A 17,937-nucleotide genomic window follows, 5' to 3' on the forward strand; every position below is an offset into this window, starting at 1 on the left:
TTCCCGGCATGTCGATACCGCGGTCCCGGGGTTACGTACCAGGAGGGGACTCCTGGAGTTCCTTGGCGATTTCCGCGGCCTCGCTCCTGAGCATGTCAAGGACGATCGCGATGGTTCCCCGGGCGGCAACTTCCTGGCGGGAAAGTGCCACGATGCTCCTGCTGGCCTTCACCTCCGTGAGTGGCCGAAGCACCAGGCCCCGCCTGGCACTGGCCCGGGCCGTGTACCGCGGGAGGAGGCAGATCCCATGGCCCGCACCTACCAGCGCCTCCAGCACCCGCAGGTCCGGATACCGCTGGCCACGGTTGGCTTGACGGCCCGCATGGAGCTCGATTTGGCGAAGGACAGTGTCAAAGGGAAACCCCTCCGGCACACCGATCCAGGGGTAGTCAACAACATCGCTGGGACTCAACCTCGCCTTGGCAGCCAGCGGGTGGCCCGCAGGCACGGCGACATCGAGGGCTTCTTCGAGCAGCGGAACCACCGTCAATCCCTGCCGGGCGAATACTTCCGGGCCGTCCACGCTGTGGGCCAGGACAATGTCATAGTCGGCCACCAATGGCGCAAAGTGCGCGGTTCCCGGGTCCTCGAAATGCGCGTCGAAAGTCAGCCCCTCTACAGAGGACACCCGGTGCAGCATTCCGGGCAGCAGCATTTCTGCCGCGCTGGGGAAGAACGCCGCGGACACGCGGGTCTGCCACCCCTTCCTGTAGGTATCGATGGTGGACTCAGCCCGCGCCATGGCGGTGGCGATGTCGGCAGCCGCGGCGGCCAGGGCATATCCTGCTTCGGTCAGCCGCACGCTCCTGCCGACCTTTTCCACCAGCACAACACCAATTTCCGCCTGCAACGTCTTCAGTTGCTGCGAGACTGCCGACGCCGTGACATTCATCGCCTCAGCCGTGGCACCCACACTTTGACGGTCTGCCAACTCGCGCAGAATCTGCAGCCTTTTCACGTCCATTCAGCCAGACTAGGCGACCGGAAGGAATTCTTTTCCACGGATTTACCACCCCGGAGTTTACTCAGCAAACTGACCAATTCCGTTGGGAAGTCCATGCAACAGCAGGTCAAACGCTGGACAGCCCATTAGCAGGCACGTAACGTCAGGAACACCACGAACTGCACCGCTGTGAGCAGAAGGGCATCCACATGGACTGGATAATTTGGGTCATTGTCGTTGTGTTGGTCATTGCCATTGTTTGGTGGCTTATGAACCGCAACAAAGCACGTAATTCCTCCTCAACCCCCGCTCCCGCCGCAATGGAGCCCGCCAACACCACGTCCCTGCCGGATGCGGCCGCAGCAACAGCAGGGGTGGCGGGCCTGGCCGGCGTGACCAACCTGGGTAAGGCGGCCGCCGAGGGCAGTGGTCCCACCGGGGATGAATCCCCTCGGGATCCCGCAAGGGAACCAGCCCGGGAATCAGTGGACGAGTCCATCGCTGATGAACCGGCTGAGCTCAAAGCCCGCAGGGACCAGGAGGCTGACGACGAGTGGTTGGCCAGGGACACAGAAGCCGAGCCGGCAGTCCCTCTGGGTGACGAATCACCTCGGGAACCCGCTCGGGAACCAGCGGCTACCCCGTCGCCCGAACCCGCGCCGTCTCCCACCCCCGGCCTCACAGTTGAAGAGCCAGTTGTTGCCGTTCCAGTGGTGGAGGAACCTGTGGTGGAGGAGCCCGTGGTGGCCCAGCCGACAGTAGACACCGACGCCACTGTGTACTCGGCTGACACGGGTCGCTCAGCCGGTGCCGGCGACGTTGACGACTGGGATGGGGGTTCTTCGGAGCCCGCAGGCAAGGATGACGCCGCAGACAAGGCCGAGTGGGAATCGTCGTGGACCGACTCGTCCGGGGCGCCTGTCCACCACCACGAATACACGGACACGCACTCCCCCACCCTTCCGGGCGCCGAGTCCGCAGCGGCGGAGGATCCCACAACCTCCGGGCACCTTGCCGCCGAGCACCCATACGGAACCGGCTCCTCCAGCGTTGCGGGAGACGCCTACCCCGTCAAAGCCAACGCGACGGCCATGACGTACCACGACGAAGACACTGTGGACTATGACGACGTTGCCGCTGACGTGTGGTTCGAATCGGCCGCGCATGCAGAGGCTGCGGGGTTCAGGCCACCCAGGCGCACCAGGCACTGACCCGGTAAGCCACCACTGGACCAGCAACTACGGACCTCTGTAACGGACACTGGCATGGGCACGCACTCACCGGAACGGCGAAGGCGGCTGATGCTTGCCTCCGCGTTCGCGACAATCCTGGTGATGACGGGCTGCACAGGCAGCCCATCATCACCGGGAACGGCAGTAACGCCGAACCCCACCACCACGGCCCCAACGCCTTCCAGCCCCGGCAGCATCCAGGGGTCAGCAGGCGGCCAAGGGACGGCCAGCGGCCAGCAGGCTCCAGAGATCACTGAAAGGCTCGACGTCGGGTTGCAGCTGCCGTGGTCGGTGGTGTTCCTGCCGGATGGAACCGCAGTGGTATCTGAGCGCGATTCCGCCATGGTCAAAGCCATCAGTGATGGCCGGTCCACCACCGTAGGCGAGGTTGCCGGCGTCGCCCCTGGAGGCGAAGGCGGCCTCCTGGGCCTCGCAGTGTCGCCGACGTTCCAGAACGACCGCTGGCTGTACGCCTATTTCACGTCCGCCAGCGACAACCGTATTGCGAGGATGAAGCTGGGCGAAGATTCCGGGGGGACGTTGTCGCTCGGCGAACCCGATGTAATTTTTTCAGGAATTTCAAAGGCCTCAACCCACAACGGTGGGCGAATCCGCTTTGGCCCCGACGGCTACCTTTATGTGGGCACTGGAGACTCGCAACGCCGGGAACAGCCGCAGGACACCAACGCCTTGGGTGGCAAGATCCTGCGCCTCACCCCCGAGGGACGGCCAGCACCCGGAAATCCCTTCGGTGACAATCCCGTCTTCAGCTACGGGCACCGCAACGTCCAGGGTTTGGCATGGGACAGCGAGGGAAGGTTGTGGGCCAGCGAGTTCGGCCCGGACGTGGATGACGAGTTGAACCTGATCACGCCGGGCGGCAACTACGGGTGGCCCACAGTCACCGGCGCACCGGGAAGGAACGGCCTGATCGATGCAAAGGTCGTGTGGCCTTCGACATCCGAAGCTTCTCCGAGCGGCCTGGAGATCGTCGGCGACGTGGCGTACACAGGCGCCCTTCGCGGTCAACGGCTGTGGACGGTACCACTCGACGGCGAGTCAGCTGGAGAACCTGTGGCCTATTTCACAGGACAGCACGGGCGGCTGAGGGATGTCGCCCGGGCCCCGGACGGCACTTTATGGCTGGTCAGCAACAACAGAAACCCCGACTTTGCGCTGATTCTGCGGGTCGCGTCGTAGGTTCAGCGATGGGGCACGGGTCGATTTCACAGTTGGGCGAATGTCGTGTAGAGTTACATGTCGTTGCGGAGATCGCCGGGGAAAGAAAAGCTTCCGGTTTGGTCGAATTCAACAGCTGCACCTCTAGCTCAACTGGCAGAGCAATTGACTCTTAATCAATGGGTTCCGGGTTCGAGTCCCGGGGGGTGCACCAAGGAAGGCCTTGGAGTGAATTTCACTCCAAGGCCTTTTTTCATTTCCGCAGGGCTTTGGAATCACCCCTACATGGCATGCATCACCCCGAGGACTTGGTGGTTTTGAGGATTCAAAATCTGGTGTAGAGTTATTTGTCGTTGCGGAGCTCAACGAGGAATGTAAATTCCCCGGACAGGCTCGAAACAACAGCTGCACCTCTAGCTCAACTGGCAGAGCAATTGACTCTTAATCAATGGGTTCCGGGTTCGAGTCCCGGGGGGTGCACCAATAACAAAGGCTCCGGATCGTGAAAACGATCCGGAGCCTTTTGTGTTTCCGCTCCAAGGCGTTCCGGGACGGAACACCTTGGAGCGGGCAGTGGGGTTGGTCAGCTCTTCGCGACGTCGGTGGCTTCGTCGCGGGGTTCCGACTCAGGAGCCGGCAAACCAGCCAGCCCCCGGACGACAATCCTGAGTTCCTCCCGCAACCGTGCGGTATCAACGGCAACGGGCGACAAGACGTCCTGCTCAAGCTTCACTGCTTCTGCGAGAGCTGCACTGCCGGCCTCTGTCAGGGTCACCACATGGCTCCTGCGGTCGGAGTCGCTGCGTTGGCGCGCGATGTGCCCGTGCAGCTCCAACCGCGCAAGAGTAGTGCCCATTGTCTGGGCCTTGACGCGTGCAACTTCGGCCAATGCCGCCTGCGTAATTGCGCCTTTGGCGGCAAGCACTTGCATGGCAATGACCCCGGCATGGGTAAGGCCGATGGACTTCAATTTTTCGTTCCACGAGATTTCCACCAGGCGCGCAGCTGTCGAAAGCAATCGGGTGGTGGGCCATCTCTCCATATCTGGCATGCCGACAGTATATGCGCGGACGGGGAGCCAGCGCGGCTCCTCCCCCACTAAACTGGGAAATCGCGATCCCCAGCAAGGAGCATATTGTGGCAGAACGACTTATCCCGGGCGACGTTGCCCCCAACTTCACACTTCCTGACGAAACCGGCAAGAGCGTCAGCTTGTCGGACTTCCAAGGGCGCAAAACCATCGTGTATTTCTACCCTGCAGCTTCCACCCCGGGGTGCACCAAGGAAGCTTGTGACTTCCGTGACACCCTGGCGTCGCTCCAGGCTGCCGGCTACGACGTCGTTGGCGTCTCCCCCGATCCCGTCAAGGCACTGGCAAAGTTTGCAGCTGAAGAACAACTGACGTTCCCGCTGCTCTCGGACGAGGACCATGCAGTGGCTGAGGCTTACGCGGCCTGGGGCGAGAAGAAGAACTACGGCAAGACCTACATGGGACTGATCCGGTCCACCATTGTGGTGGACCCCGAGGGGAAAGTGTCCCTGGCGCAGTACAACGTCCGCGCAACCGGGCATGTTGCCAAGCTTCGCCGGGACCTCAAGCTGGACAAGTAGCGGGTACACTGGAGGCCGATAGCGGGCTGCCCCCAGGGGCACCAGCCATCAGCCAGCGCGAGTGGTGAAATTGGCAGACACGCAGGATTTAGGTTCCTGTGCCTTCGGGCGTGGGGGTTCAAGTCCCCCCTTGCGCACTGCATGAAACACACAGTGGCCAAGGGCCACACGGAATACCCCCGGTTGCAGAGCTTTGCAGCACGGGGGTGTTTTTTCCTCAAGCAGCGGGGATGGCTTCCTGAAAATGTGCTGGGAGGTGCACTCAGGACGTTCAACTAGACTGGAATGCGGTCTGGCCGAAGCCGGCCACAGCACTTCCAACCGGCTTGAGGGGACAAGAGTGGCAAGCAGCAAAATGCGGCGCCTGACCGTACAGTTCGGAGCTGCCGTAGCGGTTTTGGGGCTGGCAGCGTGCACGGGAACACCGGGCCCGGCACCGTCTTCGTCCTCCAGCAGCACCGCTCCGGTGGAGCCCACCGCCACCTTCAACTTCGGCACAGCATCCATGCCGCTGGGACTCGATCCCGCCATGACCGCCGATTCCGAGTCCTACCGTGTCACTCGGCAGGTCCTCGAAGGCCTGGTCGGCGTGGATGGCGCCACCGGTGAGACAACTCCACTTCTGGCTACGGAGTGGAAAGACAGCAACAACGGGCTCAGCTACGATTTCACGCTCCGCTCCGAGGTAACCTTCCACGACGGCACTCCACTGGACGCTGCCGCTGTCTGCGCAAACTTCAATCGCTGGTTCACCTTTCCCTCTGAACTCCGGAAACAAGCACCCGGCATTTCGTTCCAAGGGGTGTTCAAGGCTTATTCCGATGAGCCGGTGTTCTCCATCTTCAAGGACTGCAAAGTGGTCTCGGCCAACGACGTCCAGATCAACCTGACGCGGCCCTTCACCGGTTTCCTGCAGGCGCTGACCCTCCCTGCTTTTGCCATCTCCTCGCCCACCGCCCTTGAAGCGCAAAAAGCGAATGTGCTGAACCAGACCTTGAACGGCCAGGCCGTGTCCGCCTATGCAAGCCACCCCGTAGGCACGGGCCCCTATGAATTCAGCGCTTGGGATGAGAACAGACTCACGCTCTCCACGTACAAGGGCTACTGGGGCAACAGGGGCCAGATAGCCACCATCAATTTCATCCCCTTCGATCGCGCCGAAACGCGGCAGCAGGCCCTCCTGGACGGGAAGATCGACGCTTACGACCTCGTAACACCCGGAACCTTTGACCAACTGGTCAAGAAGGGTGTCCAGATCATCCAGCGCGACCCGTTCTCCGTGATGTACCTCGGGATCAACCAAGCCGTCGCGCCCCTGGAGAAGCTCGAAGTCCGCCAGGCCATCGAAATGGCCGTAGACAAGGAAACGCTGATCCGGCGGTTCTTCATCGACAACACGGCACAGGCCTCGCAGTTCGTGCCGCCCAAGCTCAGTGGCTTCAACAACAATGCCCCGTCCCTCGGGTACAACCCCGAGAAGGCCAAGGAACTTCTGGAGAAGGCGGGCTACAAGGGTGAGGAAATCAAGTTCTACTACCCGCTGAACGCCACCCGCGCCTACATGCCCACGCCCGAGAAGATCTACGCCGAAATCAGCCGCCAGCTGGTTGCCGTGGGCTTCAACATCAAGCCAGTGCCCGTGGACTGGGAGGGTGGCTACCTGCAACGGGTTCAGTCGGCGGGAGATCGCGGACTGCACCTGCTGGGCTGGAACGGCTCTTACGCCGACGCCGATAACTTCCTGGGGCCGCTGTTCGGCGAAACCCGGCCAGAGTTCGGCTATGCGGATTCGGAAGTCTTCCACAAGATCGAGCGGGCACGCGCCATGCCCGACGGAGACGACCGCAACGCCCAGTACCAGGCCATCAACGCAGAGATCGCGGCCTCGGTACCGGCAGTGCCGATCGCCTTCCCCATCTCCGCTTTGGCGTTGTCCAACAAGGTGGAAAGCTACCCGGCTTCACCGGTCCTCAACGAAGTTTTCACGAACGTCCGCTTAAAGCCTTGACGTTCGTCCGCAATTTCAGTATTGGGTCTGCGCGGGGATATTCTGTGACAGCCAGTGCCGCCGCTAACGGAGATTGATCGTGACCTTCATTTCCAAGACTCAACATGCCGACGTCGTCCTTATTGGCGGCGGAATCATGAGTGCCACCCTTGGTGCGTTCATCAAGCAACTCGAACCCACCTGGACCATCTCCCTGTTCGAACGACTCGACGAAGCGGGGCTTGAAAGCTCCGGACCGTGGAACAACGCCGGCACCGGGCATGCCGCGCTGTGTGAGCTTAACTACTCCCCCGCAGCCAAAGACGGCTCCGTGGACCCGTCCAAGGCCCTCCACATCAACGAGCAGTTCCAACTGTCACGTCAGTTCTGGTCCCATCTGGTGGACACCAAGGTCATTGGCTCCCCCAAGGGCTTCATCAACACCGTTCCGCACATGAGCTTCGTCATTGGCGACGACCACGCGAACTTCCTCAAGACCCGGTACGAGGCACTCAAGCCCAATACCCTGTTCCGCAGCATGGAATACACCGAGGACCAGGATCAGATTGCCAAATGGGCCCCCCTGATCGTCAAGGGACGGGACCGCAAGCAGCGCGTGGCCGCTACCCGCGCAGCTGAAGGCACCGACGTCGACTTTGGCGCCCTGACGCGTGAGCTCACAACCTACCTGCAGGACAGCGGCGCCGAGGTCAACTACGGACACGACGTCACCAACATCAGCCGCGCAGCCGGTGGTGGATGGGACTTGTCCATCAAGCACCCCAAGTCCGGCGAGCACGGCCGCATCCACGCGAAGTTTGTCTTCGTGGGAGCCGGCGGCGGCGCCCTCCACCTGCTTCAGGCCTCCGGCATTCCTGAGAGCAAGGGCTACGGCGGATTCCCCGTCTCCGGCCAGTTTTTCCGCTGCACCGACGACGCCATCACGTCACAGCACAGCGCCAAGGTTTACGGCCAGGCATCCGTGGGCGCGCCGCCCATGTCCGTCCCGCACTTGGATACCCGCTACGTGGACGGCAAGCGTTCCCTCCTGTTTGGCCCGTACGCCGGATTTTCCACCAACTTCCTGAAGACCTCCAGCTACTTGGATCTTCCGCTGTCCATCCGACCCGGAAACATCATTCCCATGCTGGCTGTGGCCAAGGACAACATGGACCTCACCGCGTACCTCATCAAAGAGGTTGCCAAGCGGCACGAGGCCAAGGTTGAGGCTCTGCGTGAGTACTACCCCGAGGCATCCGGCGGCAACTGGGAACTGATTACCGCTGGCCAGCGTGTACAAATCATCAAGAAGCACCCTCAGAAGGGTGGCGTCCTGCAGTTCGGCACCGAGGTCATTGCCTCCCGCGATGGTTCCATTGGCGCCCTGCTGGGTGCCTCGCCGGGTGCTTCCACGGCTGTACCGATCATGATCGAATTGCTGCAGAAGTCCTTCCCCAAGAACTTCAAGGGCTGGCAGTCCAGGCTCAAGGACATGATGCCGGGCTACGGCGTCAAGCTCAACGAGAACCCTGAGCTGGCTGCCGAACTGGAAGCAAGCACCGCGCGGTCACTGCAGCTTGACGTGGCCAACGCCGTCCAAAGCTAGGCCATACCCGGGGCTGCGGCCGGTTCCCGTCAGACGAATCGTTACGTAGACCCTGGGAGTCAATGCAATGTTCCGCCTGGCCAAGCTTTCTCTGGGAAACCGGGCCCTGATCGCGCTGATCACCGTCTTTGCGGCGGTGTTCGGCGTGATCACCATGGGGTCCCTGAAGCAGGAACTCATTCCGTCCATCGAGTTCCCGCAGATCACTGTGGTGACCTCAATGCCAGGCGCCTCCCCGGAGGTCGTGGACAAGCAACTGAGCCAGCCCCTGGAAACAGCACTGAACAGCGTTGAGGGGCTCGAGTCCACCACATCGACCTCCCGCAATGGTGTATCGCAGATCACCATGGTGTTCACGTATGGGTCCAACCTTGACCGGGCACGGAACCAGATCGACCGGGCCATCTCGAACGCCAAGCGGGTGCTGCCCGCCGACGTCGAGCCCCAGTCCATTGCCGGGAACATCAGCGATTTCCCGATCGTCTACTTGGCCGTATCCTCGGACAAACCCCTCAGTGAACTCAATGCCGACCTCCTGCGGCTGAGCGTTCCCCGGCTCCAGAAAATCGACGGAGTCCGCGGCGCCGAAGTGACAGGCGGGGCCAGCCAGCACATCCTGATCCAGCCCCGTCCGGCAGATCTGGCCAGCAGCGGTGGGTCCGTTCAGGCCATCAGCAACGCACTGAAGAACAACGGAACGTTGGTCCCCGTGGGGACCATCGAGGACCAAGGCAAGACGTTGTCCCTCCAGCTCGGCAGTCCCGTGGATTCCTTGGACATCATTAAGGGACTTCCCCTGACAGGTGCAAAGAACGCTGCCACCATCGGGGCAGTGGCCGACGTCAGCATCGAGGACGATGCCGCTACCTCCATCACGCGCACCAACGGCAAGCCGACACTGGCGCTGTCCGTCACCAAAAAGCCCGGGGGCGATACTGTGGCGATCTCGCATGCCGTGCGCGACGCGATCGGCCCCATGCAGGACGAACTGGGCAACAACGCCACTTTCACACCGGTCTTCGACCAAGCCCCGTTCATCGAGAAGTCCATCAAGGACCTCACCACCGAAGGCCTTCTTGGACTGGGCTTCGCTGTGGCCGTCATCCTGGTGTTCCTGATGTCCGTGCGATCCACCCTGGTGACCGCCGTTTCCATACCGCTGTCCCTTCTGATCACCTTCATTGGCATCTCCGCAACCGGCTATTCACTGAACATCCTCACTTTGGGTGCACTGACCATTGCGATCGGGCGTGTGGTGGATGACTCCATCGTGGTGATCGAGAACATCAAGCGACACCTCAGCTACGGCGAACACAAGCTCACGGCCATCCTGACCTCCATCCGCGAAGTCGCCGCAGCCATCACGGCCTCCACTCTGACCACCGTGGCCGTCTTCCTGCCCATCGCCTTCGTGGGCGACCTCGCTGGAGAGCTGTTCCGGCCTTTCGCCCTCACAGTAACCATCGCTCTGTTGTCGTCATTGTTGGTCTCACTCACGATCGTTCCTGTGCTGGCCTACTGGTTCCTCGCGTCCCCGGCAAAGGGAGCTGAAGCCGCGGCCTCCACCCAGGAAGCAGCGAAGAAGGCCCGGGATGCCGAGCAAAAGAGCAGGCTCCAGCGCGGTTACCTTCCGATCCTCGCGAAAACCCAAAAGCACCCGGTCATCACGCTGTCGGCGGCGGCCTTGGTGCTCGTGGCTACCGTTGCCGTTTCACCGCTTCTGGCCACGGACCTGCTGGGCCGTTCCGGTGAGAACAGCATGACCGTACGCCAGGTCCTTCCCGCCGGGACCAGCCTGCAGGCCACCAGCGATGAGGCCGCCAAAATCGAAGACGCCCTGAAGGGCATCAACGGCATCAAGGACGTCCAGGTCACCTCCGGAAATGCGCAGACAGGATTCGCTGCCCTGACATCAACCGGTACGTCCAACTCGACGTTCACCATTGTCACCGACGAGAAAGTGAACCAGACCAAGCTCCAGGATGAGGTTAGATCAAAACTTGAAGGTGCCGCGGGGAAGGTTACCGTCGGGTCCCAGCAAGGCGGTTTCGGTACGTCCTCCACAGTGGACATCACCATCCGGGCTGCCAACTCCGCCGACCTCCAAACTGCCAGCGACGCCATGGTGAAGGCCATGGACGGAGTGCCGGGGAGTTCCGAGGTAGCTACCAACCTCGCGTCCAAGCAATCGGTGGTCCAAGTCCGCGTTGACCGCGCCAAAGCCGTTGCAGCCGGCCTGACGGAGGAGCAGGTAGGCGCCTTCCTGGCCTCCACTGTCAGCCCCATTCCTGCCGGCACCATCCGGATCGATACCAACGACTACCCGGTGCAGATCGGTGAGGGCACTCGCTTCACCAGCATCGCTTCGGTCCGGGCACTTCAGCTCCCCACAGCACGGGGTGGAGTGGCGTTGGAGTCCATTGCCGCCGTCGAGCAGGTTGATACTCCCGTCTCCATCACCAGCAGCAACGGACAACGCACGGCGCGGGTGACCGTGACGCCATCGGGTTCCAACCTGGGCAGCGTGAGCACCGCCGTCCAGGAGCGCCTGGCATCGGTGGAACTTCCGGCCGGAGTCACGGCCACCATTGGAGGCGCCACAACCCAGCAGGCGGAGTCCTTCCGGCAGTTGGGCCTGGCACTGCTGGCGGCTATCGCAATCGTTTACGTCATCATGGTGGCGGCGTTCAAGTCACTCATCCAACCGTTGATCCTGCTGGTGTCGGTTCCCTTCGCCGCCACGGGCGCGGTCGGTTTGCTGTTGGTAACCGGCGTTCCACTGGGCCTGCCCTCGCTGATCGGCATGCTGATGCTGGTGGGCATCGTGGTGACCAACGCAATCGTCCTGATCGACCTCATCAACCAGTACCGCAAGCCCCACAACGGCAGCCCTGGCATGAACGTGGCGGACGCCATTACACACGGTGCGCGCCAGCGCCTCCGCCCCATCCTGATGACGGCGTTGGCCACGGTGTTCGCACTGACGCCCATGGCATTGGGCCTCACGGGCGGCGGCGGGTTCATTTCGCAGCCCCTGGCCATTGTGGTGATCGGCGGACTGGTTTCCTCCACGGCCTTGACGCTGGTGCTGGTCCCCGTCCTTTACAAGCTGGTGGAAGGACGCAGGGAGAAGAAAGACCTGCTGAACGCCCTGCAGGACAAGCCAACGCCGTCCGGAAACGGCACGTCCGGCAGCGCGGCAGGCGGCACAGCCAACGGCTCATCGGACGAGTTCCAAGACTGGACCACTGGCATGATTCCCAGGGTCAAGGGCCGCCGCGCAGCCCATCATCCCGGCGAATAGCGCCCACCTACAACAGACTCACCTTGCAGGGCAGGGCCGGGAACAATTCCCGGCCCTGCCCTGTTACAGGTATCGATACATGCAAATGCATCTAGTTTGAGATACACTGTTGAAAGACCCCGGGACCACGGGCAGGGAGAAAGGCACATCATGCAGATCGGCGTATTCAGCGTCAGCGACATCACCACTGACCCCACCACGGGCCGCACGCCTACGGAAAACGAACGCATCAAGGCGTCCGTTGCCATCGCAAAAAAGGTCGAAGAAATCGGCATGGATGTCTACGCCCTGGGCGAGCACCACAACCGGCCATTCTTCTCCTCCTCCCCCACCACCACCCTGGCTTACATTGCCGCGCAGACCGAACGCATCACGCTCTCCACTGCAACCACGCTCATCACCACCAATGATCCGGTGAAGATTGCCGAAGACTTCGCCATGCTTCAGCACCTCTCCGACGGCCGCGTGGACCTGGTCCTTGGCCGCGGCAATACGGCGCCGGTCTACCCCTGGTTCGGCAAGAACATCCAGGACGGCGTAGAACTCGCGATCGAAAACTACAGCCTGCTCCGCAAGCTGTGGGATGAGGACACCGTCAACTGGTCCGGCAAGTTCCGCACGCCGCTGCAGAACTTCACCTCCACCCCTCGACCACTCGACGGCGTCGCTCCGTTCGTGTGGCACGGTTCGATCCGTACGCCGCAGATCGCAGAAGTTGCTGCGTACTTTGGCGATGGCTTCTTTGCCAACAACATCTTCTGGCCCAAGGAGCACTACCAGCAGCTGATCGGCCTCTACCGCGAGCGTTACGAGCACTATGGACACGGCAAGGCAGACCAGGCGATTGTGGGCCTCGGCGGGCAATTCTTCATGAGGAAGAACTCCCAGGACGCTGTCAAGGAATTCCGCCCCTACTTTGACAATGCGCCGGTCTACGGTCACGGACCGTCGCTGGAGGACTTCACTTCCCAGACGCCATTGACCGTAGGCAGCCCCCAGGAAGTCATTGAAAAGACCCTGACCTTCCGCGAGGCCTTTGGGGACTACCAGCGCCAGCTGTTCCTGATCGACCACGCCGGCCTTCCCCTGAAGACTGTCCTGGAGCAGTTGGACCTCTTCGGCGAGGAAGTCCTTCCCGTCCTGCGCAAGGAATATGCTGCCATGAAGCCGGCACACGTGCCGGATGCTCCGACGCACGCATCCCGCGTTGCCGCAGCACTGGAGGAAAAAGTCAGCGAATCCGCAATTGCCGGTGCCGCGGGGCAGGACGCCTGATGTCCGGTCCAACGGGCGCTGCGTCCTCCGCCGTTCGCCTCGCCGCCGAAACCTGGGAGTCGTTGTTCCGCTCCCAGGTGGCGGTGATGCGGAAGCTTCAGTCAGGACCGGCATTCAAAACGCTTCCCGTGAAGGAATACGACGTTCTGTTTACGCTCTCCAAGTGCCCGTCAGGGCAGCTCCGGCTCAATGAAATCAACGACAAAGTGCTGTTGAGCCAGTCGAGCCTGAGCCGCTTGGTGGACCGTCTCGAGAAGCGCGGTTTGGTGGAGCGGACGGCAGCCCCCGACGACGGCCGCGGAGTGTTGCTCTCACTCACCGAAGCAGGAAGCGAACTTCAAAAAACGATCGGGCGGGAACACGTGCGGGACATCGCCCACTTGGTGGGACCGGCCCTCACCCCCGAAGAACAGCGCGAACTCCTTCGTCTAACGGAAAAACTCCGTGCGTCCGTGGCGGGACACTAACGAAGGCTGACGGGCTCCCGGAGATCCTCTACCGGGAGCTCGCCATTGACCGAGGCACTGACTTTGAGGGTCTTCAGTGTCAGGCTGCCACCCACAGTGGAGAGGAACGCCGTATCCGAGGAATCCCGGCCGGCCGTGATCCTCAGCATGGATTCACGGGGTGCCAGGCCCGTGGGATCGATGATGTACCAAGCGCCGTCAATGTACGCTTCGGCCACGGCATGGAAATCCATGGGACTCAACCCGGGGGCGTACACAGCAGCGAGCCGTGCAGGTACATCCTTGGCCCTCAATAACGCGATGGCCAGGTGGGCGAAATCGCGGCACACTCCTTTGCGGTGCAGCAACGTTTCCACGGCACCATCGGTACCCCGGGACGACCCGCTGACGTAGCGGAGTTCCGCGTTGACCCAGTTGCGGACCGCTTGGAGCAGTTCAGCTCCTTGCAGCGAGCCGAACTCGGCATAGGACGTAGGCAGCAACCTGTCAGACTCCGCGTACCGGCTGGGCCTGACGTAGCGGATCAACTCCATGGGAGTGGACGTTTCAGGGATGCCAAAGCCGTGAACGGTGGCGCGGTACTCCACGGTCACTTCACTTGGCTCGGTGAACTCAAGGTAGTGGAAGCGGCCACCGTGGTGGTCGCTGAGTTCGGCGACGGGAAGCTCGTCACCGGCGGAGGTGATGGACAGGGACTCCGTCACTGAGTCGTAACCGGAATTCCGGGCCACGGCTATTGCCATGGCTACTTTGGTGTTGGCTGCGGTCTTGAAAACGAGCGTGGCAGCAACGTTGCGTTCCATTAATCTCCGGGATGTGTTGCGGCGGCAGTCCCCAACGGCGCCGTATGTGTGAAGCAGCCAATCGCGGGACTATTGATTGACCTTCAGAGACAGTAGCATCCGCTGGACATTGGCGAATTCAGAACCGTGGACCGCGTACTTCGCGGCCAGGTCCAGAGTGTCGAAGGATTTGGCCGGCGCCACCTTCTCATCGGCGGCAAACGCGTGAAGGGCGGGGACGTCCCCAAACGAATAGTCGCCCTTCCCCGCCGGTCCCAACACCCGGTTCCGGAGTTCGCACGACTGCCCATCGGCGCCTGCCACCATGTTGGTGATGCCGTAGGAACCGAAGAACTTGTAGCCCTGGATTACCCGGAAAACGACGCGCGGATCAATGGTGTCCGGACCCTCCGAGTGGGGGACGTCCAAGGGCACGCTGCTGATCACCACGTAAGGCCGCCCCTGTCCGGCAGGGCAATCCACCGGAGCGGATGGAGGCAGGCCTGTCTGGAGGGTGGCAACATAGCTACCCCCACCGTCCTTGACTTCCACCTTCACTGCTCCCGCCAGAGAACCCGCATCCGGAGTTACCGACTGGGCAATCCAATCCCTGGGCAGTTCGAAGCTGACAGTCTTTGCCGAATCCGAATAGGTCTTCCATGACAGCGCTGTTGCTGCACCACTGGGACTGGGGCTGGCGCTTGCCGGATCAGATGGGGCTGCTGTCCCTGCCGAACCAGGCGTCGCGGAAGGTGAGCTGCCCGCTGTGCCAGGTTCCGGCGTCGGCGTAGAAGTGACCTGGGGTCCCTTGTTTTCAGCTGAACAGGCGGACGCTGCGGCGAGCACCGACCCTGCCAGCACCAAGGCAGCGAGCTTCACCGGAACGCACTTCAGGTTCATGATGCCCTTCATGACCACAGCCTATAGGCGGCGATACCGCGACACGCACAGGACTAGGCTGAGGGTATGGCTCCCGATCAACAGGACTATTTCGAGGACGACGTCCCCACCATGTCAGCGGTTGATATAGCCGACTGGCGCTTACGGACGTTCGCCCTGTACGACAAAGTGCGTCAACTAGCAGCCACCAACCCGTTCGACGCCCACGTTTTCTGGCGCCAGGAGCGGGACCTGATGTTCGCCACCCATCCAGCATCAGCGCTGACTGCAGAGATGAAGGCCTCATTCTCAGGACTCCGCACAGCCGGCTACGATCCCGCCTTCCGCAAATACGCGGTGCTCTCTCCCGACGGTTCCGGGCAGGAAATGAATGTTGAGACGGGCACCGATGGCGTGGTGCCGTTCGTCCGCATCGGTACTTTCGAGCTGCCCGGCCTGGGCTCGTTGGCGGCGTGGCGGCTCCGGAGCTACGGAGGAGGGATCTTTGTCCCGTTCCGCGACGCAACAGCCGGGAAGGACGGCGGAAGCTACGGGGCGGGTCGCTACCTGCTGGACACGGTCAAGGGCTCCTTCCACGGGACAAGAAATTCGTCCGGAGAACAGGAGTTCATCCTCGATTTCAATTTCGCCTACAACCCCTCCTGCGCCTACAACGAAGCTTGGGCGTGCCCCTTGGCCGGGCCGGACAACCGCCTGGCCACGGAAGTTCCCGTGGGCGAACTGTACGTGGGCTAACCAAACGTTCCTCCCGCGCCAGCAGCTGCGAGCGCCGCGACGGCCGCCAGTATGGTCAGCGGCGCCACGATCAGGCCGGACACGGCGTAGCCCTTCCATGTGATCAGCACATTCATCCGCATCAGCCGGTCATGCCACAGCAGGGTGGCCAGCGAAGCCCACGGTGTGATCAAGGGACCTGCGTTCACACCCACCAGCAGCGCGGCCATCCGCTCCGGACTTCCCGCCAGGGGCTCAGCCACAAGGTAGGCCGGCAGGTTGTTGACCACGTTGGAGCCCAAGGCGCCCGTCATGGCCAGCCTGAGCAGTTCAACAAACCCGGTTCCCTGGCCTGCCACCTGTCCAAGCAGGACTGAGGCACCAAGGTATTGGGTAGCCTCCACCGCCAGGAACAGGCCACAGGTGAACAGCAACAACGACCACGGAATCAGCGTCACTGTGAGGACCCTGGGTCGTCGGAAGGCAAACATGCCGACAAGGATCACGGCTGCCGTTGTGGCCGGAATCCAGATGGCAACACCGGACACCAATGCGGGCAAAAGCAATACCAGGACTGCGGCGCTGACCACCAGCAGGGGTGTGTCCGTGACTTGAGTCGCCGGTGGCACTTGGGCTGGAAGTGCAGAATCGAGGGCGTACGTCTTGCGAAGGTCGCGCCGGAACACCACCGCGATGAAGGCCAGGGGAACCAGAATTGCCGCCAATGACGGCGCCCACATCAGCTGGGCAAACTGGGCTGGACTGATGTTGCCAAGATTGTGCTGAGCCAACAAGTTGGTCAGGTTGGAAATCGGGAGCAGGAGACTTGCCGTATTCGCCAGCCACACCGTTGTCAGGGCGGAGGGTAGAACTGGGAGACCCGCTTGGCGGGCCACCGTGACCACCACGGGGGTCAAGAGCACCGCCGTCGTATCCAGCGACAGGAAAACGGTGCTCAAGACGGCCAACAAAGCCATAAGCAGCCATAGGAGGACACCGCTGCCCCGACCCCAACGACGCAGCCGCCGCGCGATCCATTGAAAGGTGCCGGCTTCGCTGACGAGCTCTGTCACCACAGTCATTGCCACGACGAATCCCAGGATAGGCGCCACCCGGTCCACCAGGACCGCTACTTCCTGCCATGGCAGGACTCCCGTGGCCACGGTGACACCGCCTGCCACGAGGAGAACCAGTCCGATGATCGCCAGCCGCATGAGTCGGATTCTAAGCCCGGTGGCTGGGTATCCCGCCCAGGTTCTTCCGGGCCACGACCCAGGGAACAGCACGTCACCGTACCGTAAGCAATGGAGCCCCTACTCCGGGGTCGTGAAGCCTAGCCTTGAGCTATGAACCGTTTGCGGAGTTTCATCCGGGGCCACAGGACCCTTACTGCAATAGTCGGGGTGCTGGTCCTGTCAGTGGTGGTGGGGGCTGCGCTCTTCCAGCCGTGGAGGCTGTTCACCAGCAGCAGCGTCAATGAGGCCTTGCCGGTGCTGGGGGTGTCCACGGGTCAACCGTCGGCTGACGGGACGGAGAGCGCGCCGCCCAGCCAGGCCGTGCCCAGCCAAGCGCCGGCCAGCGGCCCGGCATTGGTGGGCGGCGGCACTTTCCAATCCCAGGAACATGCAACCACCGGCACGGCGCAGCTGTTGATGCTCCCGGACGGCAGCCACCTGCTCCGCCTGGAGAATTTGGCAAGCAGTGACGGACCTGACGTCAAGGTTTGGCTCAGCAGCCAGGAGGCCGGCGGCGACTGGTTCAAATACCGTTCGGGACGCTATGTGGACCTTGGCGCCATCAAGGCCACCCACGGCAACCAAAACTATGTTGTTCCGGCCGGCACTGACATCGCAGGGCTCACGTCCGTGGTGCTTTGGTGCGATCGTTTCAGTGTTGCTTTCGGCTCGGCCCCGCTCACCTGACGTGTTGCGGGGCCC

General features: G+C 62.1%; 15 protein-coding genes and 3 tRNA genes. 13 read left to right on the forward strand and 5 right to left on the reverse strand.

Annotation, left to right across the window (positions count from 1 at the left end):
• Window positions 1–31: 31 nt before the first annotated feature.
• A complete protein-coding gene (locus ABIE35_RS10785) occupies window positions 32–964 on the reverse strand; it encodes a LysR family transcriptional regulator (RefSeq protein ID WP_354514801.1) in 933 nt (310 codons plus the stop codon).
• Between the two features lie 188 nt (window positions 965–1,152).
• On the opposite strand from ABIE35_RS10785, the gene ABIE35_RS10790 reads away from it, so the two are divergent.
• The 4 genes from ABIE35_RS10790 to ABIE35_RS10805 all read left to right on the forward strand — a co-directional run bounded on the left by ABIE35_RS10790 (window position 1,153) and on the right by ABIE35_RS10805 (window position 3,837).
• Window positions 1,153–2,154: a sunset domain-containing protein gene (locus ABIE35_RS10790; protein ID WP_354514803.1), complete on the forward strand. Its 1,002-nt coding sequence runs from the start codon at window positions 1,153–1,155 to the stop codon at window positions 2,152–2,154.
• Between the two features lie 54 nt (window positions 2,155–2,208).
• Entirely contained in the window at window positions 2,209–3,375 is a 1,167-nt protein-coding gene (locus ABIE35_RS10795) for a PQQ-dependent sugar dehydrogenase (RefSeq protein WP_354514805.1), read from the forward strand.
• A 117-nt stretch (window positions 3,376–3,492) separates the two neighbouring features.
• A tRNA-Lys gene (locus ABIE35_RS10800) sits at window positions 3,493–3,568 on the forward strand.
• 193 nt (window positions 3,569–3,761) lie between these two features.
• Window positions 3,762–3,837 (forward strand) — tRNA-Lys (locus ABIE35_RS10805).
• A gap of 100 nt (window positions 3,838–3,937) precedes the next feature.
• Here the strand turns inward: ABIE35_RS10805 and ABIE35_RS10810 are convergent.
• On the reverse strand, window positions 3,938–4,405 hold the full coding sequence (locus ABIE35_RS10810) for a MarR family winged helix-turn-helix transcriptional regulator (RefSeq protein WP_354514806.1): 468 nt from the start codon (window positions 4,403–4,405) through the stop codon (window positions 3,938–3,940).
• A gap of 86 nt (window positions 4,406–4,491) precedes the next feature.
• Between ABIE35_RS10810 and bcp the strand changes: the two genes are divergently transcribed.
• The 7 genes from bcp to ABIE35_RS10845 all read left to right on the forward strand — a co-directional run bounded on the left by bcp (window position 4,492) and on the right by ABIE35_RS10845 (window position 13,604).
• On the forward strand, window positions 4,492–4,965 hold the full coding sequence (gene bcp / locus ABIE35_RS10815; RefSeq protein WP_354514808.1) for a thioredoxin-dependent thiol peroxidase: 474 nt from the start codon (window positions 4,492–4,494) through the stop codon (window positions 4,963–4,965).
• 55 nt (window positions 4,966–5,020) lie between these two features.
• A tRNA-Leu gene (locus tag ABIE35_RS10820) sits at window positions 5,021–5,102 on the forward strand.
• A gap of 203 nt (window positions 5,103–5,305) precedes the next feature.
• Window positions 5,306–6,973 (forward strand): ABC transporter substrate-binding protein, encoded by a 1,668-nt coding sequence (locus ABIE35_RS10825; protein ID WP_242703329.1) that lies wholly within the window; start codon window positions 5,306–5,308, stop codon window positions 6,971–6,973.
• 79 nt (window positions 6,974–7,052) lie between these two features.
• Entirely contained in the window at window positions 7,053–8,558 is a 1,506-nt protein-coding gene (locus ABIE35_RS10830; RefSeq protein WP_354514811.1) for a malate:quinone oxidoreductase, read from the forward strand.
• 67 nt (window positions 8,559–8,625) lie between these two features.
• A complete protein-coding gene (locus ABIE35_RS10835) occupies window positions 8,626–11,862 on the forward strand; it encodes an efflux RND transporter permease subunit (protein ID WP_354514813.1) in 3,237 nt (1,078 codons plus the stop codon).
• Between the two features lie 150 nt (window positions 11,863–12,012).
• The gene (locus tag ABIE35_RS10840; RefSeq protein WP_354514815.1) at window positions 12,013–13,137 is read left to right on the forward strand and encodes an LLM class flavin-dependent oxidoreductase; all 1,125 of its coding nucleotides are present in this window, start codon (window positions 12,013–12,015) and stop codon (window positions 13,135–13,137) included.
• Complete coding sequence (locus ABIE35_RS10845) at window positions 13,137–13,604, forward strand: MarR family winged helix-turn-helix transcriptional regulator (protein WP_207593845.1); 468 nt, start codon at window positions 13,137–13,139, stop codon at window positions 13,602–13,604. Before ABIE35_RS10840 ends, ABIE35_RS10845 begins: the two co-directional genes overlap by 1 nt.
• On the opposite strand, the gene ABIE35_RS10850 is transcribed toward ABIE35_RS10845, so the two are convergent.
• Window positions 13,601–14,407: a transglutaminase-like domain-containing protein gene (locus ABIE35_RS10850; RefSeq protein WP_354514817.1), complete on the reverse strand. Its 807-nt coding sequence runs from the start codon at window positions 14,405–14,407 to the stop codon at window positions 13,601–13,603. The genes ABIE35_RS10845 and ABIE35_RS10850 overlap by 4 nt on opposite strands.
• Before the next feature lie 69 nt (window positions 14,408–14,476).
• Window positions 14,477–15,298 (reverse strand): hypothetical protein, encoded by an 822-nt coding sequence (locus tag ABIE35_RS10855; RefSeq protein WP_354514818.1) that lies wholly within the window; start codon window positions 15,296–15,298, stop codon window positions 14,477–14,479.
• A gap of 54 nt (window positions 15,299–15,352) precedes the next feature.
• On the opposite strand from ABIE35_RS10855, the gene ABIE35_RS10860 reads away from it, so the two are divergent.
• Window positions 15,353–16,021 carry a DUF1684 domain-containing protein gene (locus tag ABIE35_RS10860; protein ID WP_354514820.1) on the forward strand — a complete coding sequence of 223 codons (669 nt, stop codon included), beginning with the start codon at window positions 15,353–15,355 and terminating at the stop codon, window positions 16,019–16,021.
• On the opposite strand, the gene ABIE35_RS10865 is transcribed toward ABIE35_RS10860, so the two are convergent.
• Window positions 16,018–17,214, reverse strand: coding sequence for an SLC13 family permease (locus ABIE35_RS10865; protein ID WP_354514822.1), 1,197 nt, complete (start codon window positions 17,212–17,214; stop codon window positions 16,018–16,020). The two genes, ABIE35_RS10860 and ABIE35_RS10865, sit on opposite strands and share 4 nt — an antisense overlap.
• Before the next feature lie 132 nt (window positions 17,215–17,346).
• On the opposite strand from ABIE35_RS10865, the gene ABIE35_RS10870 reads away from it, so the two are divergent.
• Window positions 17,347–17,922: a DM13 domain-containing protein gene (locus ABIE35_RS10870; protein ID WP_354514824.1), complete on the forward strand. Its 576-nt coding sequence runs from the start codon at window positions 17,347–17,349 to the stop codon at window positions 17,920–17,922.
• Window positions 17,923–17,937 lie beyond the last annotated feature (15 nt).

The organism is Paenarthrobacter sp. 4246, from assembly GCF_040546855.1.
GTDB lineage: Bacteria > Actinomycetota > Actinomycetes > Actinomycetales > Micrococcaceae > Arthrobacter.